17 protein-coding genes are annotated in these 20,139 nt (G+C 56.8%); 8 read left to right on the forward strand and 9 right to left on the reverse strand.

Annotated elements, in window-relative coordinates:
• Window positions 1–8: 8 nt before the first annotated feature.
• Together FD744_RS16640 and FD744_RS16645 are read left to right on the forward strand one after the other, a co-directional pair.
• Window positions 9–932: an ABC transporter ATP-binding protein gene (locus FD744_RS16640; RefSeq protein ID WP_034829565.1), complete on the forward strand. Its 924-nt coding sequence runs from the start codon at window positions 9–11 to the stop codon at window positions 930–932.
• Window positions 929–1,699: an ABC transporter permease gene (locus FD744_RS16645; protein WP_034829563.1), complete on the forward strand. Its 771-nt coding sequence runs from the start codon at window positions 929–931 to the stop codon at window positions 1,697–1,699. Before FD744_RS16640 ends, FD744_RS16645 begins: the two co-directional genes overlap by 4 nt.
• 37 nt (window positions 1,700–1,736) lie before the next feature.
• On the opposite strand, the gene panD is transcribed toward FD744_RS16645, so the two are convergent.
• The 9 genes from panD to thpR all read right to left on the reverse strand — a co-directional run bounded on the left by panD (window position 1,737) and on the right by thpR (window position 8,814).
• A complete protein-coding gene (gene panD / locus FD744_RS16650) occupies window positions 1,737–2,117 on the reverse strand; it encodes an aspartate 1-decarboxylase (RefSeq protein ID WP_034829560.1) in 381 nt (126 codons plus the stop codon).
• A 40-nt stretch (window positions 2,118–2,157) separates the two neighbouring features.
• Window positions 2,158–3,012 (reverse strand): pantoate--beta-alanine ligase, encoded by an 855-nt coding sequence (gene panC, locus FD744_RS16655; protein ID WP_038648994.1) that lies wholly within the window; start codon window positions 3,010–3,012, stop codon window positions 2,158–2,160.
• 15 nt (window positions 3,013–3,027) lie between these two features.
• Window positions 3,028–3,822, reverse strand: coding sequence for a 3-methyl-2-oxobutanoate hydroxymethyltransferase (panB, locus tag FD744_RS16660; protein WP_160868768.1), 795 nt, complete (start codon window positions 3,820–3,822; stop codon window positions 3,028–3,030).
• Between the two features lie 82 nt (window positions 3,823–3,904).
• Window positions 3,905–4,390, reverse strand: a complete 486-nt coding sequence (gene folK, locus FD744_RS16665) for a 2-amino-4-hydroxy-6-hydroxymethyldihydropteridine diphosphokinase (protein WP_160868769.1) — start codon at window positions 4,388–4,390, stop codon at window positions 3,905–3,907.
• Window positions 4,387–5,802 carry a polynucleotide adenylyltransferase PcnB gene (gene pcnB, locus FD744_RS16670; RefSeq protein WP_205625007.1) on the reverse strand — a complete coding sequence of 472 codons (1,416 nt, stop codon included), beginning with the start codon at window positions 5,800–5,802 and terminating at the stop codon, window positions 4,387–4,389. The genes folK and pcnB overlap by 4 nt, the downstream gene beginning before the upstream one ends.
• Before the next feature lie 36 nt (window positions 5,803–5,838).
• Window positions 5,839–6,774, reverse strand: coding sequence for a tRNA glutamyl-Q(34) synthetase GluQRS (gene gluQRS / locus FD744_RS16675; protein WP_160868770.1), 936 nt, complete (start codon window positions 6,772–6,774; stop codon window positions 5,839–5,841).
• A 70-nt stretch (window positions 6,775–6,844) separates the two neighbouring features.
• A complete protein-coding gene (gene dksA, locus FD744_RS16680) occupies window positions 6,845–7,300 on the reverse strand; it encodes an RNA polymerase-binding protein DksA (protein ID WP_034829547.1) in 456 nt (151 codons plus the stop codon).
• A 258-nt stretch (window positions 7,301–7,558) separates the two neighbouring features.
• Complete coding sequence (sfsA, locus tag FD744_RS16685) at window positions 7,559–8,275, reverse strand: DNA/RNA nuclease SfsA (RefSeq protein ID WP_160868771.1); 717 nt, start codon at window positions 8,273–8,275, stop codon at window positions 7,559–7,561.
• A gap of 8 nt (window positions 8,276–8,283) precedes the next feature.
• Window positions 8,284–8,814, reverse strand: a complete 531-nt coding sequence (gene thpR, locus FD744_RS16690; protein ID WP_160868788.1) for an RNA 2',3'-cyclic phosphodiesterase — start codon at window positions 8,812–8,814, stop codon at window positions 8,284–8,286.
• 25 nt (window positions 8,815–8,839) lie between these two features.
• On the opposite strand from thpR, the gene hrpB reads away from it, so the two are divergent.
• The 6 genes from hrpB (at window position 8,840) to fhuB (ending at window position 20,124) form a co-directional block, all read left to right on the forward strand.
• Entirely contained in the window at window positions 8,840–11,311 is a 2,472-nt protein-coding gene (gene hrpB / locus FD744_RS16695) for an ATP-dependent helicase HrpB (protein ID WP_160868772.1), read from the forward strand.
• A 98-nt stretch (window positions 11,312–11,409) separates the two neighbouring features.
• Complete coding sequence (gene mrcB / locus FD744_RS16700; RefSeq protein WP_058960863.1) at window positions 11,410–13,956, forward strand: bifunctional glycosyl transferase/transpeptidase; 2,547 nt, start codon at window positions 11,410–11,412, stop codon at window positions 13,954–13,956.
• A gap of 214 nt (window positions 13,957–14,170) precedes the next feature.
• On the forward strand, window positions 14,171–16,372 hold the full coding sequence (fhuA, locus tag FD744_RS16705; RefSeq protein ID WP_160868773.1) for a ferrichrome porin FhuA: 2,202 nt from the start codon (window positions 14,171–14,173) through the stop codon (window positions 16,370–16,372).
• Between the two features lie 93 nt (window positions 16,373–16,465).
• A complete protein-coding gene (gene fhuC, locus FD744_RS16710; protein WP_160868774.1) occupies window positions 16,466–17,260 on the forward strand; it encodes a Fe3+-hydroxamate ABC transporter ATP-binding protein FhuC in 795 nt (264 codons plus the stop codon).
• Between the two features lie 9 nt (window positions 17,261–17,269).
• Window positions 17,270–18,148 (forward strand): Fe(3+)-hydroxamate ABC transporter substrate-binding protein FhuD, encoded by an 879-nt coding sequence (gene fhuD, locus FD744_RS16715; protein WP_160868775.1) that lies wholly within the window; start codon window positions 17,270–17,272, stop codon window positions 18,146–18,148.
• Window positions 18,148–20,124 carry a Fe(3+)-hydroxamate ABC transporter permease FhuB gene (fhuB, locus tag FD744_RS16720; protein ID WP_160868776.1) on the forward strand — a complete coding sequence of 659 codons (1,977 nt, stop codon included), beginning with the start codon at window positions 18,148–18,150 and terminating at the stop codon, window positions 20,122–20,124. Before fhuD ends, fhuB begins: the two co-directional genes overlap by 1 nt.
• Window positions 20,125–20,139: the final 15 nt, after the last annotated feature.

A 20,139-nucleotide genomic window follows, 5' to 3' on the forward strand; every position in this document is an offset into this window, starting at 1 on the left:
GATTCGCAATGACTTATGCACTGGAACTTTCCGGGCTCACCAAAACCTATCCCGGCGGCGTTCAGGCGCTGAAGAAGCTTGATCTCAACGTTGAGGCAGGCGATTTTTACGCACTGCTCGGGCCAAACGGCGCGGGTAAATCGACCACTATCGGCATCATCAGTTCGCTGGTGAATAAATCCGGCGGCAGCGTGCGGGTGTTTGGCTATGACCTGGAAAAAGACGTGGTCAATGCGAAACGCCAGCTGGGTCTGGTTCCGCAGGAGTTCAACTTTAACCCGTTTGAAACCGTGATGCAGATTGTGGTCAATCAGGCGGGTTACTACGGCGTGGAGCGGGCTGAAGCTAACAAGCGCGCGGAAAAATACCTTAACCAACTCGATCTGTGGGGCAAACGCAACGAGCGTGCACGCATGCTGTCGGGCGGGATGAAACGCCGTTTGATGATCGCACGTGCGCTGATGCACGAGCCAAAACTGCTGATTCTGGATGAACCCACTGCAGGTGTCGATATCGAACTGCGTCGTTCAATGTGGACCTTCCTGAAAGATCTCAACATCAAAGGCACCACCATTATTCTCACCACGCACTACCTGGAAGAAGCAGAAATGCTGTGCCGCAATATCGGCATTATTCAGAGCGGTGAGCTGGTGGAAAACACCTCGATGAAAGGCCTGCTGTCGAAGCTGCAATCGGAAACCTTCATCCTCGATCTGGCGCCGCGTAGTCCGCTGCCGCAGTTGGAAGGCTTCCAGTATCGCCTGGTGGATACCTCTACGCTGGAAGTGGAAGTGATGCGTGAGCAGGGGCTCAACAGCGTGTTCAGCCAGCTGAGTGCGCAGGGCGTGCAGGTGCTGAGTATGCGTAACAAAGCGAACCGCCTTGAAGAGCTGTTCGTCAGCCTGACCCAGGGTAAAGGAGTGAAAGCATGACACATTTATACTGGGTGGCGCTCAAGAGCATCTGGGCCAAGGAGATCAACCGTTTTGCCCGCATCTGGATTCAGACGCTGGTGCCACCGGTGATCACCATGACGCTCTATTTCATCATCTTCGGTAATCTGATTGGTTCACGCATCGGCGATATGCATGGCTTCAGCTATATGCAGTTCATCGTGCCGGGTCTGATCATGATGGCGGTGATTACCAACGCTTACGCCAACGTGGCCTCTTCATTCTTCAGCGCCAAATTCCAGCGCAACATTGAAGAGCTGCTGGTGGCGCCGGTGCCCACGCACATTATCATCGCCGGTTATGTTGGCGGCGGCGTGGCGCGCGGTGTATGTGTCGGTATTCTGGTGACGGCGATTTCGCTGTTCTTTGTGCCGTTCCACGTGCACTCGTGGTCAATGGTGGCCCTGACGCTGCTGCTGACTGCGATTCTGTTCTCGCTGGCTGGCCTGCTGAATGCGGTGTTTGCGCGTACCTTTGACGATATCAGCTTGATCCCCACCTTCGTGCTGACACCGTTAACCTATTTGGGGGGGGTGTTCTATTCGCTGACGCTGCTGCCGCCGTTCTGGCAGGCGGTGTCGAAACTGAACCCGGTGGTATATATGATCAGTGGATTCCGCTACGGTTTCCTCGGCATCAATGATGTGCCGCTGGTGTTTACCCTGTCAGTGCTGATTGCCTTTATCGTGGTGTTTTACGTACTGGTGTATGCGTTGATTCAGCGCGGTCGCGGATTGCGGACTTAAGTTTTACGGGGGCGGCCGAATGGCCGCCCTCGTTGTATCAAGCCACCTGAACCGGCAACGCTTTAGCGATGCGTTTCATCTCGTTGTCGCCTTCGAAATAAGCGACTTTGGGCTGCCAGCTACGGGCGACTTCATCTTCCACCTGCACATAAGAGCAGATGATCATGATGTCACCTTCACAGGCACAACGGGCGGCGGCACCATTGACGGAGATGATCTTCGAGCCACGCTCAGCGGCAATCGCGTAGGTGGAGAAACGCTGACCGTTGGTGACGTTATAAATGTCGATGGCTTCGTATTGCAGAATGCCGGATGCATCAAGAAAATCCTGGTCGATGGCGCAGGAGCCTTCGTAGTGCAAATCTGCCTGCGTGACTTTCACGCGGTGCAGTTTGCCCTGAAGTACGGTACGAATCATAACGGGATAACCTTATTAAGCTGCGATTAAACGACGGAGGTTACTCCGTCAGATCCACTTGCTGATTATCGATCAGGCGCGCATTCCCCAACCAGGCGGCCATCAGAATCACGGCGCGCTGGCTATCCACCGTCAGCGGCTGCAAATTGTCGGCATCGCAAATGGCCAGGCCATCAGGGCGGAAGCCTTTCTCACGCAATGCGGCCTCGGCCGTTTCGATAATCTCTTCAACATGGCGTTCGCCGTTGTTCAGACGCTCGGCCATGCTGTTCATCACCTGGCTCAGACCCGCAGCGATCGCGCGCTCTTCGCTGGTGAGATAACCGTTACGTGAGCTCAACGCCAAACCATCTTGCGCGCGTACGGTTGGCACGCCGACAATCTCGATATCGAAGCCCATGTCGGCCACCATCTTGCGAATAATGGCTAACTGCTGGAAATCTTTCTCACCAAAACAGGCAATATCGGGCTGCACCAGATTAAACAGTTTACTCACGATGGTGGAAACACCGCGGAAGTGACCAGGGCGGCTGGCACCTTCCAGCAGTGATGATAACCCCGGAACTTCAACGAAGGTCTGGCTATCCAGCCCTTTGGGATACACATCCGCTGGCGCAGGGGCAAACACCAAATCAACACTGTGACGATTGAGCTTCTCGCAATCGTCCTGCAAGGTGCGGGGATAACGCGCCAGGTCATCGGCGCGTTCAAACTGCATCGGGTTGACGAAGATCGAGACCACCACGATATCGGCCCGCTCGCGCGCTTCATCCACCAACGTCAGGTGGCCGTCATGCAGGTTGCCCATGGTGGGCACCAGCGCGATACGTTTGCCTTCCTGCCGCCAGCGACGAATTTCTCGTCGCAGCATCGGCAGCGATTCAATAATCAGCACTACAAATCTCCTGATTTACTGGAAACTGTGTTCGGCGGCAGGGTAGATGCCCGCCTCAACGTCGGCAATATACTGGCGAATTGCCGCGCGAATGTCGCCGGTTTCCGCGAGGAAATTTTTGGCAAATTTAGGAATATGACCGCCGGTAATGCCAAAGGCATCGTGCATCACCAGAATCTGTCCATCGGTGACGTTACCCGCACCAATACCGATGACCGGAATGCTCAACGCTTTGGTGATACGCTCTGCCAGCGCCACCGGCACACACTCCAGCACCATCAATTGTGCTCCTGCGGCTTCCAGCGCCAGTGCATCGGCCAGCAGACGCTCTGCACCCGCTTCATCGCGGCCTTGTACCTTGTAGCCACCAAAGATGTTCACTGACTGCGGCGTCAGCCCAAGATGACCACACACCGGCACGGCGCGCTCGGTGAGCATACGCACGGTGTCTGCCAGCCATGCGCCGCCTTCGAGCTTCACCATGTTGGCTCCGGCGCGCATCAGTTGGGCGGCATTATCAAAGGTTTGCTGCGGTGTGGCGTAACTCATAAACGGCAGGTCGGCCATCACCAGCGCATTAGGCGCACCACGGCGCACGGCCGCGGTGTGATAAGCGATATCCGCCACGGTGACAGGTAATGTGGATTCATGACCTTGCACGGTCATGCCAAGGGAGTCGCCAATCAGCATCACCTGAATGCCTTCATCGGCAAACAGGCGGGCAAAGCTAAAGTCGTAGGCCGTCAGGGTGGCAAATTTGCGGCCACTGGCTTTGAGCTGGCGTAAATGGGAGATGGTTGTCGGTTTCATCGCACACTCCAGAGTTTTCTGATGCGCGCAGTGTACTGGATTGATTGAAAAGGCGATACGACCGTAGTGCGATTATTGCCGCCTACTCAGACCACAAGCGGATGGTGCTGCGATCCAGCGTGGCGAGGATGCCGGTCAGTGGCTGACCGTTGGGCAAGCGCAGGCCAGGCGCGATTTCCAGCAGCGGTACCAGCATAAACGCACGGTTGTGCATGTCGTAGTGTGGCACGGTGAGACGTGGGGTGTGAATCGTCTGCTGACCAAACAGCATGATGTCGATATCGAGGGTGCGCGGTCCCCAGCGCTCCGCTTTGCGCACACGCCCATGCTCCAGCTCGATACGTTGCGTATGATCGAGCAGCGCTTCAGCTTCCAGCGTGGTGTCCAGCGCGACCACCGCATTCAGGTAATCAGGCTGGTCTGGCGGGCCGTACGGTGGCGTGCGGTACAGTGAAGAGGTGGCGACGCGCGAGGTGTGCGGTATCGCATCAATCGCGGCCAGCGCTGCATCAATCTGATGCAGCGGGTCGGCCAGATTACTGCCTAAGGCGAGGTAAACACGAATCATGATGCGCTATTGGTATCGCGGCGCGGGCCGGTTGGACGACGGCGCGGACGACGCGGTTTGCGACGCGGTGCCACCGGATCATCGCCCAGCGTGTTCATCATGGTTTTCTGCTCGACCGGCGCCGCAGCCTGGAACTCGCCCCACCAATGGGTCAGGCTTTGCAGTTCGCGGTTGTTTTCCACATCGGCTCGCAGCGCCAGCAGATCATATGCAGCACGGAATTTTGGATGTTCCATCAGCTTCCATGCGCGTTTGCCATGACGACGTGACATGCGCAACTGCAGCTGCCAGATATCGCGAATCAGGGTGGTGATACGCTTAGGAATCGCCAGCGCACGGCAGGCTTCATCCAGCGTTTCGTTCATCGACAGCGCAAAGGCGTCGTAATAGGTCAGTCCGCTTTCCTGCGCAATGCGTTGGGCCGATTCCAGCTGCGGATACCAGAACATCGCGGCAAACAGGAAGGCCGGATTGACGCGCATATCGTTCTGAATGCGGTTGTCGGTGTTCTTCAGCACCTGAGCCAGCATTTTCTCCATTAGACTGTCGCTTTCGGCGGTGAAGCCACGCGTCAGGGTAGGGAACAGCGGCTGGAACAGATGGTACTCACGCATCATCTGATAGGTACGGAATCCGTAACCGGCTTGCAGCAATTTAAGGGATTCTTCAAACAGACGCGCAGGCGGAATGTCATTCAGCAGCGTGGCCAGGCGTGGAATCGGCTCGGCAGTTTCCGCGGCAATGCGCATCTCCAGTTTGGCGGCAAAACGTACCACGCGCAGCATACGTACCGGATCTTCGCGATAACGGGTTTCCGGATCGCCAATCAAACGGATCACGCCGTCTTCCAGATCCTGCAAACCGCCGACGTAATCACGTACGGAGAAATCCGCCACGCTGTAATACAGGCTGTTGATGGTGAGATCGCGGCGCTGGGCATCATCTTCGATGCTGCCAAAAATGTTATCACGCAGCAGCATGCCGTTCTGGCCGCGCTGGGAGTTGTTGCGATCGTCTTCAGCTTCTTCCTGGTGATGGCCACGGAAAGTCGCGACTTCGATCACTTCAGGACCGAACATCACATGTGCCAGACGGAAACGACGACCGACGAGGCGGCAGTTGCGGAACAATTTGCGCATCTGCTCAGGCGTGGCGTTGGTGGTGATATCAAAGTCTTTTGGCTTCTTACCCAGCAGCAAATCGCGCACGCCGCCGCCTACCAGGTAAGCTTCGAAACCGGCTTTATTCAGGCGATACAGCACTTTAAGGGCGTTTTCGCTGATATCTTTGCGTGAGATGTTATGGCTTTCACGGGGAATGACGGTCATCAGACTTTCAGTTTCCACCTCTTCAGGCGCCTCCTCGTCACGCTTGAGGACTCTCCGGCAAAAATTTGCGACTCGGGTAAAAATGGGACACCTCGACAGTGATAAAAGGGTGTTAATAAATCAGCGGCTAATCATAGCCTGTTGCGAACCATTTAGGAATGGCGATGTCGCCTCATCCGTGATTCGCGCGTTCTGTTGTGGGATCAGTTGGATACTCCACTGTGCCACCGCGTTATCGAGCAGTTGCTCCACTGTGGCATCTTGCCAACTCTCCAAAACCGATTGCCCCAGCAAGTGCAACGCGCATATCAGCAATGGGCGCGCATCCCCATCAGGTAGAGCGGGCGCATGATTCTGTTTAGAGAGCTTATTGCCATCGTCATTGATGGCCAGCGGCAGGTGCAGATACGCAGGCACCGGCCAGCCGAACTGCTGGTAGAGCGCGATTTGACGCACCGTGGGTTCAATCAAATCTGCCCCGCGTACGATTTCCGTCACACCCTGAAAATGGTCATCTACTACCACCGCCAGGTTGTAAGCAAATAAACCATCCCGGCGATGGATAATAAAATCTTCTTCCGCCAGCGAGCGCTCGGCCGCTAAATGACCGCGCAGGCGATCGTCAAAGCCATAAACCGGCGCATGCTGACGCAGGCGCAGCGCGGCGTTCTCTGCAGGGAGATGTAATTCCCGACAGTGACCGTCGTAGAACCCCCCAAGCTGCTGAATACGGCTGCGCGTGCAGGTACAAAAGTAGCTTTGACGGTGCTGTTGCAGCCAGCTCAGCGCTTCCCGGTAGGCATCATGACGATGCGACTGCCACAACACGTCGCCATCCCACTGCAGGCCATAATGCTCCAGCTGTTTCAGGATGCGTGTCGCTGCGCCAGCCACTTCTCGCGGCGGATCGATATCTTCAATACGCACCAGCCAGCGGCCTTGTTGCGCACGCGCGCTCAGGTAGCTACCTAAGGCGGCTATCAGCGAACCAAAATGCAGATCACCAGAAGGAGAGGGAGCGAAACGCCCGACGCAGGAAGAGGTTAAAGAGTTCATTTTGAGGTGCACCGCACGTCGGGAAAACAGTGGTTTTCCCGGCAGTGCGGCGACATTCTGCTCACGGCCATTAGCCTGCCATCTGCTTCTCGCGGATTTCAGCCAGCGTTTTGCAGTCGATGCAGAGATCGGCGGTCGGACGCGCTTCAAGGCGACGAATACCAATTTCTACACCACAAGAATCACAGTAGCCGAAATCGTCGTCATCCACTTTCTTCAGCGTTTTTTCGATCTTTTTGATCAGTTTACGCTCACGATCGCGGTTACGTAATTCCAGGCTGAACTCTTCTTCCTGTGCGGCACGGTCTACCGGATCCGGGAAGTTCGCAGCTTCGTCCTGCATATGCGACACAGTGCGGTCTACTTCATCCCGAAGTTGGTTGCGCCAGGCTTCCAGAATCTTGCGGAAATGGCTCAGTTGGGCGTCGTTCATATACTCTTCGCCCGGTTTCACCTGATACGGCTCCACACCAGCGATGGCGAGGATACTCAGGGACGATGTTTTACGGTTTTGCCCTTCTTGCATGTTGTTTCTCCTGGATAACACGCCCTTCCCGTCATACTTCAGGTTGCATGTGCATTGGCTAAATTGACCACCGACTGCCTGCAACGCGAATTATTAAGGGGTATATCGATTCCCATCAGGGAAAAAACAGGCCGCTATAAATAGCAGAAGCAGTCAAGGTTGGCAATTATTCATATTCGCACCTTGACAAGCCTGTGAGGAACAGCGTATTTAGCGCACCGCCCAGAACATTCCTATCACAGCAAATTGCTATAAATATTACAACTCTGCGTTAATCGTCACGGCGACGGGCTGAGTGAGTAACATTTGAGCAGGTGAAATCTGAGCCTGATACGCCAACACTTCCACTCCACAGCGTTGAGCCTGTCCCAGTAGTTCTGCGTAGTGTGCGTCGATATGGCGCGCCGGGGAGACGTCCTCAATCCCCGTATGCAGAACGGCGAACAACAAAACAGCTCGATGACCCTCTGCCGCGATAGCACTGAGTTCGCGCAGATGCTTCTGTCCTCGAGCCGTCACCGCATCCGGAAAAAAGCCTTTACCCTGCTGTAAAAGGGTGACGGACTTGACTTCAATATAGCAGTTTGATCTGCCCTCCGCTTGCAGCAGGAAGTCAATTCGGCTTTTTTCCGTACCGTATTTCACTTCAGGTTGGCAGTGGCTGTAAGCGGACAATTCTGGAATGGCGTCAAGGGTTAAGGCTTCACGTACCAGTTGATTGGCTCTGAGGGTGTTCACACAGATCCAGTGGCCTTGTTGTGTCTCGGTCAGTTCCCAGCTATGCGGATACTTGCGCGTGGTGCTGTCTGACGTGGAATACAACACGGTATCCCCCGGCGTGGCGCAGCCGGTCATCGCGCCGGTATTGGCGCAGTGAATGGTCAGCGTCTCCCCCTCTGGTGTCACGACATCGGCAAGAAAGCGCTTATAGCGCGCGATAAGACGAGCGGGTTTTAGCGGTGGATCAAACTGCATTCAGGCTCCTACGAAGAGGGCAATGGCCAGCGCGCCAGCCGCCGATAGCGGGTGCGTCCCTGGCTAAAGGTCGATGAGAACAGCGCAAAGTCACTGACATCGTACTGCCAGTGAAAGCCGCGCGGGGGTAAGGCGACTTTTTGCGTGGCGTGGCGCAACAAGGTGATATGCGGGTGAAAAGGCTGCGCACTCTGGGCGCAGCCATGGCGTGCCGCCTGAGCACGCAGCAGGCTCGCTAACTGCAACAAGCCGCGTGGCGCCCGTTGGCAGCCAAGCCACACGACACCGGGGCGCGGCCAGTGTCCCGCATCATCCAAATCCAGGCTAAAACCGGGCTGAACAATGCGCGAAGCTAACTGCTGTAACTGCTGCGAGGTCTCGGCACTGACATCCCCCAGAAACGCCAGCGTCAGATGCAGATTGGCGGCGGCCACCGGTTTTCCTGCCCCTTCTGCAAAGTGATCTGCGCGCCACTGTACCAGCTGTTGCTGGAGTGGCGCGGGCAGTTCGAGGGCAAAAAACAGACGTTGTATCGACATGGTGACGTGGCCATTGAGTGCTACAATGCGCGCCATGTTAGCACAGGCAGAGTGGGAGTTAAGTGTGAGTGAATTACCGGTAAGTGAGGTGCTGCCTGCATTGCTCGATGCATTGTCTCAGTCATCACAAGTTTTACTGGCGGCACCCACCGGCGCGGGAAAATCGACCTGGCTGCCGCTGCAACTGCTACAGCAGTCGGTGCTGCCGGGGCGCATCATTATGCTTGAGCCGCGTCGTCTGGCGGCGCGTAATGTGGCGCAGCGCCTGGCGGATCAGTTGGGGGAACAGCCCGGTGGCACCGTGGGATATCGCATGCGCGGTGAAAACTGCTGCGGCCCCCATACGCGATTGGAAGTGGTGACCGAAGGCATTCTGACGCGCATGTTGCAGCGCGATCCGATGCTCGAAGGTGTGTCGCTGGTGATCCTCGATGAGTTTCATGAGCGCAGCCTACAGGCTGATTTGGCGCTGGCGCTGCTGCTGGATGTGCAACAAGGGCTGCGCGACGATCTGAAAATATTGCTGATGTCCGCCACGCTGGATAACGAGAGGCTGCGCCAGCTACTGCCGGATGCGCCTTTTATTGTCTCTGAAGGACGTAGCTTCCCGGTGACGCGCCGTTATGCCTCACTCAACCCGCAGCAACGTTTTGACGAAGCGGTGGCACGAGAAGTGGCGCAATTGCTGCGCGACGAAACGGGTTCGCTGCTGCTGTTCCTGCCGGGCGTCGCGGAGATTGAACGCGTGAAGCGCGAGCTGGAATCCCGCGTCGGCGATGACGTGGATCTCTCTCCTTTATATGGCGCGCTGTCTCTGGATGCGCAGCGTCGCGCGATTCTGCCTGCGCCCGCCGGTCGTCGCAAGGTGGTGCTCGCCACAAACATTGCCGAAACCAGTCTCACTATTGAAGGTATCCGCTTAGTGGTGGATAGCGGGCTGGAGCGTTCGGCACAGTTTGATGTGCGTAGCGGCGTCACGCGCCTGCAAACGCAACGCATCAGCCAGGCTTCCATGACCCAGCGAGCCGGGCGAGCCGGGCGTCTTGAACCCGGTATTTGCCTGCATTTGCTGCCGCAGGAGCAGGCGATGCGTGCAGCGGAGCAAAGTGAACCCGAAATCCTCAATAGCGATTTGGCTGCGCTGCAGATCGATTTGCTGCAATGGGGTTGCCAGGATGCGTCACAGCTCTGCTGGCTGGACGCGCCACCGCCACGCAGCTTGCGAGCGGCACAGGCTTTGCTAACGCGCTTAGGCGCATTAGAAAACGGCAGGCTTAACGCGCGCGGCCGTAAAATGGCGACGCTTGGCAGCGATCCACGTTTGACGGCGATTCTGTGTGCGGCACAGAGCCAGGATGCTATCGCCAGTGCCGCTCTGCTGGTGGCGATACTGGAAGATCCACCGCGCAACGGTAGTGCAGATTTGCGCGACGCCCTTAATCGACCACAGCCGCATTGGCAAAGGCGCGCGCGTCAGTGGCAGCAACGGTTGAATGCCAGCGATGGCCGCGTCAATCCCGATCTTTTCCCCGCATTATTGGTGGCAGGCTTTGCCGATCGTCTGGCGCAGCGGCGAGGCGAAAGCGCACGCTATCAGCTGGCTAACGGTATTGGCGCCATGCTGGATGAACAGGATGGCCTGAGCCGCTATGAGTGGTTAATCGCGCCGACCCTGTTACAGGGCGCCAGTGCCGCCGAAGCCCGCATGTTACTGGCGCTGCCGGTAGAGATAAGTGCGTTACGCCAGCAATGTCCTGAACTGGTGTCGCAGCGCATTGATGTGGAATGGAATGAGGAGAAAGGGACATTGCGCGCCTGGAAACGGGAACTCGTGGGTGCGCTGGTCCTAAAAGCACAGCCGCAGGCTCGACCGGAACCGGAGATTTTACATCCGGCGATGTTGCGCTGGATCCGCGAAAAAGGGCTCTCGGTACTCGGCTGGACCCCCGAAGCGGAACAGCTGCGTTTGCGTTTGCATTGTGCCGCCGAGTGGCTGCCAGAAGAGGCGTGGCCGCCATTGGACGATGAGAGCCTGCTCGACTCACTGGAGCGTTGGCTGTTACCCGAGATGGGTTCCGTGCGCGATCTCAGGAGCCTGCAGGCCGTCAATCTTGTCAGCGCATTATTACATTTGCTGACATGGTCACAACGTCAGCGGCTGGATACTGTGCTGCCAACTCATTACACTGTGCCGACCGGAAGTCGCCTGCCTATTCGTTACGATGCTGAAAAGCCTCCGGCGTTGGCAGTGCGTATGCAGGAGATGTTTGGGGAAGCGCAAAATCCCGCGGTGGCCGAAGGCCGCATTCCGCTGGTGCTGGAGTTGTTGTCACCGGCGCAGCGTCCGTTGCAGATCACCCGTGATCTCGCTGCGTTCTGGCGCGGAGCCTATCCTGAAGTGCAGAAAGAGATGAAAGGGCGCTATCCCAAACATCCCTGGCCCGACGATCCGGCAAACGCCTTACCGACAAGGCGCACCAAGAAATTTTCATCGTGACACTCTGTGGATCGAATTCAGAGGGTTCTGCCATGCGCAGCACGAGAAAGCAGTTAGAGTAACGGCCGTAGCCGTAGCTATGCCTGGAGAATAAAAGCATGTCTGGGAACGATCGCGAACCTATTGGGCGTAAAGGAAAAGCGCCAAAGCCGCCGCGCAGCACTGCGCGCCGGGGTCGCCGCAGGGAGCTTGATGATGATATCGATCAGGACGATTTTGACGAAGACGATGAGGAGAGCACACCGGTGCCACCAAAAGGTAAAGGGAAAGGAAAACGTCCGCCACGCGGCAAACGTCGTTGGTTAGGCTGGTTAATTAAGCTTTTCCTGGTCTTTGTGGTCGTGATGGTGGCCTGGGGCATCTATCTCGACTCTGAAATCCGCAGCCGCATCGACGGTAAAGTGTGGCAGTTGCCTGCCGCTGTTTACGGCCGCATGGTGAGCCTTGAGCCGGGGATGTCGTACGACAAAAAAGAGATGATTGCGCTGCTGGAAGGCACGCAGTATCGCGAAGTGTCGCGCATTACCCGTCCGGGCGAATTTAGCGTCAAAGGCAACACCATCGATCTGCTGCGTCGTCCGTTTGATTTCCCGGACAGCAAAGAGGGGCAGATCAACGCCCGTCTGACGTTCAGCAACAACGAACTGAGCGAGATCAAAAACCTCGATACCGGGCGTGATTTTGGCTTCTTCCGCCTCGATCCGCGCTTGATCACCATGCTGCAATCGCCGAACGGTGAGCAGCGTCTGTTCGTGCCGCGCGCGGGCTTCCCGGATCTGCTCGTCAGCACGCTGATCGCGACCGAAGACCGCCATTTCTACGAACACGACGGCATTAGCCCGTACTCGATTGGTCGTGCATTCCTTGCCAATATCACCGCCGGTAAAGCGGTGCAGGGCGGCAGTACCCTGACCCAGCAGCTGGTGAAAAACCTGTTCCTGACCAACGAGCGTTCACTGTGGCGTAAAGCACGTGAAGCTTACATGGCAGTGATCATGGATGCGCGTTACAGCAAAGATCGCATCCTTGAGCTGTACCTCAACGAGGTTTACCTCGGTCAGGCGGGCAACGATCAGATCCGTGGCTTCCCGCTGGCGAGTTTGTATTACTTCGGTCGTCCCGTCGATGAGCTGAGCCTCGACCAGCAGGCGATGCTGGTCGGCATGGTGAAAGGGGCATCACTGTATAACCCGTGGCGCAACCCGAAACTGGCGCTGGAGCGTCGTAATCTGGTGCTGCGTTTACTGCAGCAGCAGAACGTCATCGATCAGGAGCTGTATGACATGCTCTCGGCGCGTCCGCTGGGTGTGCAGCCGAAAGGGGGCGTGATCACGCCGCAGCCTGCCTTTATGCAGATGGTACGTAACGAGTTGCAGGCCAAACTGGGCGACAAGATTAAAGATCTGTCTGGCGTGAAGATTTTCACCACGCTCGATCCTATCTCTCAGGATGCGGCGGAAAAAGCGGTTGAAGATGGCATCCCGGCGCTGAAAAAACAGCGTGGCTTGAAGGATCTGGAAACCGCGATGGTGGTGGTGGATCGCTTCAGTGGTGAAGTGCGTGCCATGGTGGGCGGTGCCGATCCGCAGTTCGCGGGCTATAACCGTGCGCTGCAGGCGCGTCGTTCTATTGGTTCACTGGCTAAACCGGCGACCTATCTCACCGCATTGAGCCAGCCGAATACCTATCGTCTGAACACCTGGCTGGCGGATGAGCCGATTGCGCTGAAGCAGCCGAACGGTTCCATCTGGAAACCGATGAACGACGACAAGCGTTTCAGCGGCAAAGTGATGCTGGTGGATGCGTTAACCAACTCCATGAACGTGCCTACCGTTAATCTGGGGATGACATTGGGTCTGCCTTCGGTGGTGGATACCTGGACGAAGCTGGGCGTGCCGAAAGATCAGCTGAATCCGGTGCCAGCGATGTTACTGGGAGCACTTAACCTGACACCGATCGAAGCGGCACAGGCGTTCCAGTCGATCGCCAGCGGCGGTAACCGCGCCGACCTGTCGGCGGTGCGTTCGGTAATTGCTGAAGATGGCACGGTGTTGTACCAGAGCTTCCCGCAGGCGCAACGCGTTGAACCGGCGCAGGCGGCTTATATGACCTTGTACACCATGCAGCAAGTTGCCGATCACGGCACCGCCCGTGCGCTGGGTGCGCGTTACCCAAATGCTCATCTGGCGGGGAAAACCGGTACCACCAATGATCTGATCGATAGTTGGTTTGCGGGTATTGATGGCAAAGAGGTCGCAATCACCTGGGTTGGCCGCGACAACAACCAGACGTCGAAGCTGTATGGTGCGAGCGGTGCGATGCAGATCTATCGCCGTTATCTCGACAACCAGGCGCCAATGCCGCTGGTGCTGACACCGCCAGAAGACATCACGCAGATGAACGTCGACTCTGCGGGTAACTTCGTGTGTGGTTCTGGCAGCAGCACCTGGCGTTCGCTGCCGGTGTGGACGTTGGATCCCAACGCGCTGTGCCAGCAACAGCAGCAACAGATCCAGCAACAACAGCAGATCCAACAGCAGCAAGAGTCTCAACCGCAGCAGCAGTCACCTCAGCAGCAGCAGGGTGAGCAGAAAGATGCTGACGGCGTGGCGGGCTGGATTAAGGATATGTTTGGCAGCAAATAGTTAGCTGCAGAAAACAGAGGGCGCTACGGCGCCCTTTTTCATGCCTGTGATTTATTAATCGCGATCATGGATATGCACGATCTGGTCGCAAACGCACCGCCAACAGGCATTACATCTTGCGGATCTCGCCAAACTTCGCCTAAAATCCGTGCGTCTAATAATCATTCTCGTTTTCATTCGCCTGCATCGTTTCCTTTTCGAGAGATCCTTTTTTATGAATGCGCGAAATTCTAATCCTTGTTCTGCACGTGCTGCGACCTCCCGTCGTCCGCTCGCTTTAATGATTTCTTTAACACTGGGTACGCTGAGCGCGCAGGCGCTGGCAGAAGATACCGTGGTGGTGACCGCCAATGGCGGCAACACCGTCGCGCAGGAAAGCGCATGGGGTCCGGCTCCTACTATTGCCGCCAAGCACAGTGCTACCGGCACCAAGACCGATACGCCGATTGAGAAAAACCCACAGTCGGTTTCGGTGGTGACGCAGGAAGAGATGGCGATGCACGCTGTCACCAGCGTAAAAGGTGCGTTTAACTACACGGCTGGCGTGCTGACGGGTAACCGCGGCAGCTCAAGCGTGATCGATGCGCTGTCGATTCGTGGCTTTAGCGAAACCAACACTAACCAATATCTTGATGGCCTGAAGCTGCAGGGGGATAACTACTCCGAGTTCGCCATTGATCCTTACCTCCTTGAGCGTGCGGAACTGCTGCGTGGCCCGGTTTCCGTGCTGTACGGCAAAAGCAACCCAGGCGGCGTGGTGTCGCTGGTGAGCAAGCGCCCGACGCAGGAAACACTGCGTGAAGTGCAGTTCCAGATGGGCACCGATAACCTGTTCTCTACCGGCTTCGATTTCGGCGGATCGCTGGATGATGACGGCGTGTACAGCTATCGCCTGACGGGTCTGGCTCGCAGTGCAGACGCGCAGCAGGATATGAACAAAGAGAAGCGCTATACCATCGCGCCTTCGTTCAGCTGGCGTCCGGATGCCAATACCCGCTTTGATCTGCTGACCTACTTCCAGAACGAGCCAGAAACCGGTTATTACGGCTGGTTGCCGCGTCAGGGCACCGTGGTGGGCATTACCCGCCCGGACGGTAGCAGCTACAAACTGCCAACCAACTTTGATGAAGGCGAAGACAGCAACAAGATTTCGCGCAACACCAAGATGGTGGGCTACAACTTCGAGCACAGCTTCAACGATACCTGGACGGTGCGCCAGAATCTGCGTTATGCGGATTTGAGAACCAATTACCGCAGTATTTATGGCTTTGGTTTAGATGAAGACACTTTGCAAATCAACCGTAACTCCGCAGTTTCTGATGAAAAACTCAATCAGTTTGCTGTGGATAATCAGGTACAAGCAAAGTTTGCCACTGGTGCAGTCGACCATACTTTACTAATGGGCGTGGATTATCAGCGCACGCGTAATGATATTAATGCTGCTTTCGATAGTGCTGAGCCTATTAGCGCGGTGAATCCTCAGTATGGCAATGATACTTTGGGTGGAACCCCTTTCATTTACCAATACCTAAATAAACAAGAACAGACCGGTTTATATACTCAGGATCAGATGGAATGGAACCGCTGGGTGCTCACGCTAGGAGGCCGTTATGATTATGCGATGACTTCCGCGCTCAATCGCAATGGAAACGTTGAAGAAAAGAATCACGACCAGGCATTTACATGGCGTGGCGGTTTGAACTACGTGTTTGATAATGGTATTGCACCGTATTTCAGCTACAGCGAGTCTTTTATCCCAACAGCAGGGACTACCTCCAGCGGCCAAACTTTCGACCCTTCACGTGCTAAGCAATACGAAGCTGGCGTTAAGTATGTACCGAAAGACCGTCCAATTGTCGTTACTGGTGCAATTTATCAGCTGACAAAAACGAAGAATCTGACCACCGACCCTAACAACGTTAACTTTAGCGTGCAGAGCGGTGAAATCCGTTCTCGTGGTGTTGAATTGGAAGCCAAGGCGGCGCTGAACGCCAACATCAACATGATGGCGTCTTACACCTATACCGATGCGGAATATACCGAAGACACTGTGCTGAAGGGCAAAACGCCGGTACAGGTGCCGAAGCATATGGCATCGCTGTGGGGGGATTACACCTTCCATGAAACTGCGTTGTCAGGTGTGACGCTGGGTGCTGGTGTGCGTTACGTGGGTGAGAGTCAGGGCTTGTACGCGAGTGGCACCGATGCTAACCAGAATTTTGCGGTAGCCAGTTACACCACCGTCGACGCAGCGCTGAAATATGACCTCGGCCGTTTCGGTCTGCCGGGCTCTTCAGTGGGTGTTAATATCAACAACCTGTTCGATCGTGAATACGTTGCCAGCTGCTACCGTGATTACGCTTGCTACTGGGGCGCTGAACGTCAAATCGTTGGTACCGCCACCTTCCGCTTCTGATTCGTCAGGGCGAATATGTTGTGATTTTGGGCGGCCTCAGGGCCGCCCACTTCAGAATCAGATCGGTTTTGTGCTAATTAACCAGGAATCACCATGCAGCATCCGCACCACGAAGAAACCACCTTCACGCTGGATAATGTCAGCTTTCGCGTACCTGGACGCACGTTGCTGCATCCACTTTCACTCACCTTTGCGCCGGGTAAAGTGACGGCGCTGATTGGCCACAACGGCTCGGGTAAATCCACCTTGCTGAAAATGCTGGGGCGTCACCATGCGGCAAGTGAAGGCCAGGTGCTGTTGAACCGCGATGCGGTGGAGAACTGGGGCAGCAAAGATTTTGCGCGCCAGGTGGCCTATTTGCCGCAGCAGTTACCGGCGGCGGAAGGGATGACGGTGCGTGAGCTGGTGGCGATTGGTCGTTATCCGTGGCACGGGGCGCTCGGGCGCTACGGCCAGGAAGATCGCGATCGCGTGGAAGAAGCGATTACGCTGGTGGGCCTTAAACCGTTTGCCGGGCGTTTGGTCGATAGCCTGTCAGGCGGCGAACGCCAGCGCGCGTGGTTGGCGATGCTGGTGGCGCAAAATAGCCGCTGCCTGTTGCTGGATGAACCCACTTCAGCGCTGGATATCGCACATCAGGTTGATGTGCTGGCACTGATTCAACGGCTCAGCCGTGAGCGCGGGTTAACGGTGATTGCCGTGCTGCACGACATCAACATGGCGGCACGTTATTGCGACCGTCTGGTGGCGCTGCGCGGTGGTGAAATGATCGCGGAAGGGGGACCTGAGGTGATCATGCAGGCCGATGTGCTGGGCAATATTTACGGTATTCCGATGGGCATCTTGCCTCATCCGCAGGGCGGTGCGCCCGTCAGTTTTGTTTACTGAGGCCTCGCCATGTTCGACATTTCCCGCCGTCGCTTATTGACGGCGCTGGCACTGACGCCACTGATGAACGTTGCCCCATTGCGTGCGGCAACACCCGATCTGCAGCGCATCCTGGCGCTGGAATGGCTACCCGTTGAGCTACTGATGGCGCTCGGTGTATCGCCGCTCGGTGTGGCTGATTTGCGCAACTACAACATCTGGGTTGGCGAGCCGATGCTATCCGCCAGCACCATCGATCTCGGCTTGCGCACCGAACCCAATCTGGAACTGATGACGCAGCTCGAACCTTCCTTAATCCTGCACTCCAACGGCTACGGTCCGGGATTAGATAAACTCGATCGCATCGCGCCGACCATGGGCTTTGATCTGAATAGCGGGGACGGTAAACCGTTAAGTACTGCCCGTAAATCACTGCATGCGCTCGGTGCCCGGCTGGGCCGGGAAGCGCAGGCGGTACAGCATCTGCAATTCCTGGATGAGCAGCTAGCGGCAGCGCGTGAGCGCCTCAAACCCTGGGCCGATCGTCCGGTGTTACTGATGTCATTGATGGACAGCCGTCACGCGATCACGTTTGGCACCAACAGTCTGTTCCTCGAAGTGATGGAAATCCTTGGCCTGAGTAACGCCTGGCAGGGTGAAACCAATTTCTGGGGCAGTGCCGTGGTTGGGCTTGAGCGGTTAGCCGATGTCGGCGATGTGCAGGTGATCTGTTTTGATCACGATAACGATCGTGACATGCAGCAGGTGATGAAAACTGCGCTGTGGCAGGCGCTGCCGTTTATCCGCGCGGGCCGCTTCCAGCGTGTGCCTGCCGTCTGGTATTACGGCGCGACCTATTCAGCGCTGAAATTTGTCCGCGTGCTGGAACACGCGCTGGAGTCGCACTGATGCGCCATCGTCTCTTTCCTGTGATGCTGCTAAGCAGCATGTTTTTACTGGCGCTGGCGCTGACCTTTCTCAATCTGCGTGACGCGCTGCCAACGGCGCAGTGGTCACAAGCCTTCTTTGCGCCGGACATCAACAGTATCCAACAGGTGGTGTTCCATCACAGCCTGTTATCGCGTCTGGCGCTGGCGCTGTTGGTGGGGGCGGGTCTCGGATTGGCCGGTTTACTGTTTCAGCAGGTGCTGCGCAATCCGCTGGCGGAACCGACCACGCTGGGCGTGTCATCCGGCGCACAGCTCGGTATTACGGTCGCCACGCTCTGGCACTTGCCGGGCGGTGAGCTGACGCAGCAATTTGCTGCGATGGCGGGCGCAGTGCTGGTGGGCATCCTGGTTTTTGGCGTGGCCTGGGGCAAACGGCTGTCACCCGTGACGCTGATCCTCGCCGGGCTGGTCCTGAGCCTGTATGCCGGTTCGGTGAATCAAATCTTTGCCATCTTCAATCATGATCAGCTGCTGAATATGTTCTTGTGGAGCACCGGCACACTGAATCAGATGGATGGGCACAATGTCGCCATGCTGTGGCCGCGTCTGCTGTTGGCTTTTGTCGTGGCGCTGGCATTGCTGCGCCCCTTGACGCTCATGGGGCTTGATGACGGCGTAGCAAAAAATCTCGGTCTGGCACTGTCTGCTGCGCGTGTCGGCGCACTCGCTCTGGCGATTCTGTTAAGTGCGCAATTGGTGAACGTCGCCGGGATTATCGGTTTTATCGGGCTGTTTGCACCACTGCTGGCGAAAATGCTCGGGGGGCGTCGCTTACTCAGCCGTATGCTGCTGGCTCCGCTGATTGGTGCCTTACTGCTGTGGCTGGCCGATCAGTGCGTATTGTGGCTGACCAGCCACTGGCGCGAGGTTTCCACCGGCACAGCGACCGCGTTGATTGGCGTACCGATTCTGCTGTGGCTGTTGCCGCGTTTACGTACCGGCTCGGTTCCACCGGCAATGAATATGGGCGACAAGGTGCCGGCAGAGCGCCAGAAGGTGGTGCTGTGGTGTGTGATCGGCCTGGTGATTCTGATGTTACTAAGCGTGGTTGGCATCACTTTTGGCCGTGATGCGCACAGCTGGACGTGGGTGAGTGGTGAGATGCTGAATCAACTGCTGCCGTGGCGTGCACCTCGCGTGCTGGCGGCATTAGTCGTGGGGATGATGCTGGGCGTCGCCGGTGCGTTGATTCAGCGCCTCACTGGCAACCCGATGGCCAGTCCGGAAGTGTTAGGCATCAGTTCCGGTGCGGCCTGTGGTGTGGTCGTGATGATGTTCTTTGTGCCGGGTGACGCCGTGGCGTGGCTGCTGCCCGCAGGTGCGTTAGGCGCGGCACTGACGCTGCTGGTGATTATGCTGGTGGCCAGTCGCGGAGGTTTCTCACCGGAGCGTATGTTGCTCGCGGGCATGGCGCTCAACAGTGCCTTTGTCACCTTACTGATGGTGTTAATGGCGAGTGGCGATCCGCGCATGGGCGGCCTGCTAAGCTGGATTTCCGGTTCGACTTACAACATCAATATGCCGCAGGCAGTGCAAAGCGCCGTGGTGGGTATCGTATTTATTGCGCTCGCGCCACTGGCCAGCCGCTGGCTCACACTGCTGCCGCTGGGTAGTGCGACGGCACGTTCAGCGGGGATGGCATTAACAGGTTCGCGTCTGGCCCTGCTGCTGCTGGCGGCGGCGTTAACGGCCACGGCGACCTTGACCATCGGCCCGTTGAGTTTTGTCGGTTTGATGGCGCCACACATTGTGCGCATGCTGGGCTTCAGGCGCGCATTACCGCAGGTGTTGATGGCGGGATTATTAGGCGGCGGATTGATGGTGTTTGCAGACTGGTGCGGCAGGATGCTGGCCTTCCCGGATCAGATCCCTGCAGGTTTAATGGCGACCTTCTTCGGCGCGCCGTATTTTATCTGGCTGTTGCGTCGCGCATAAACGCGCAACCTACGT

Source organism: Pantoea sp. Taur, assembly GCF_009830025.1.
Lineage (GTDB): Bacteria > Pseudomonadota > Gammaproteobacteria > Enterobacterales > Enterobacteriaceae > Pantoea > Pantoea communis.

What these genes read in the sequence shown, in the direction of transcription:
- FD744_RS16640 (WP_034829565.1), top strand. Translation starts at nt 9, where the DNA reads ATGACTTATGCACTGGAACTTTCCGGGCTCACCAAAACCTATCCCGGC.
- FD744_RS16645 (WP_034829563.1), top strand. Translation starts at nt 929, where the DNA reads ATGACACATTTATACTGGGTGGCGCTCAAGAGCATCTGGGCCAAGGAG.
- panD (WP_034829560.1), bottom strand. Translation starts at nt 2,117, where the DNA reads ATGATTCGTACCGTACTTCAGGGCAAACTGCACCGCGTGAAAGTCACG.
- panB (WP_160868768.1), bottom strand. Translation starts at nt 3,822, where the DNA reads ATGAAACCGACAACCATCTCCCATTTACGCCAGCTCAAAGCCAGTGGC.
- folK (WP_160868769.1), bottom strand. Translation starts at nt 4,390, where the DNA reads ATGATTCGTGTTTACCTCGCCTTAGGCAGTAATCTGGCCGACCCGCTG.
- gluQRS (WP_160868770.1), bottom strand. Translation starts at nt 6,774, where the DNA reads ATGAACTCTTTAACCTCTTCCTGCGTCGGGCGTTTCGCTCCCTCTCCT.
- dksA (WP_034829547.1), bottom strand. Translation starts at nt 7,300, where the DNA reads ATGCAAGAAGGGCAAAACCGTAAAACATCGTCCCTGAGTATCCTCGCC.
- sfsA (WP_160868771.1), bottom strand. Translation starts at nt 8,275, where the DNA reads ATGCAGTTTGATCCACCGCTAAAACCCGCTCGTCTTATCGCGCGCTAT.
- thpR (WP_160868788.1), bottom strand. Translation starts at nt 8,814, where the DNA reads ATGTCGATACAACGTCTGTTTTTTGCCCTCGAACTGCCCGCGCCACTC.
- hrpB (WP_160868772.1), top strand. Translation starts at nt 8,840, where the DNA reads ATGCGCGCCATGTTAGCACAGGCAGAGTGGGAGTTAAGTGTGAGTGAA.
- mrcB (WP_058960863.1), top strand. Translation starts at nt 11,410, where the DNA reads ATGTCTGGGAACGATCGCGAACCTATTGGGCGTAAAGGAAAAGCGCCA.
- fhuA (WP_160868773.1), top strand. Translation starts at nt 14,171, where the DNA reads ATGAATGCGCGAAATTCTAATCCTTGTTCTGCACGTGCTGCGACCTCC.
- fhuC (WP_160868774.1), top strand. Translation starts at nt 16,466, where the DNA reads ATGCAGCATCCGCACCACGAAGAAACCACCTTCACGCTGGATAATGTC.
- fhuD (WP_160868775.1), top strand. Translation starts at nt 17,270, where the DNA reads ATGTTCGACATTTCCCGCCGTCGCTTATTGACGGCGCTGGCACTGACG.
- fhuB (WP_160868776.1), top strand. Translation starts at nt 18,148, where the DNA reads ATGCGCCATCGTCTCTTTCCTGTGATGCTGCTAAGCAGCATGTTTTTA.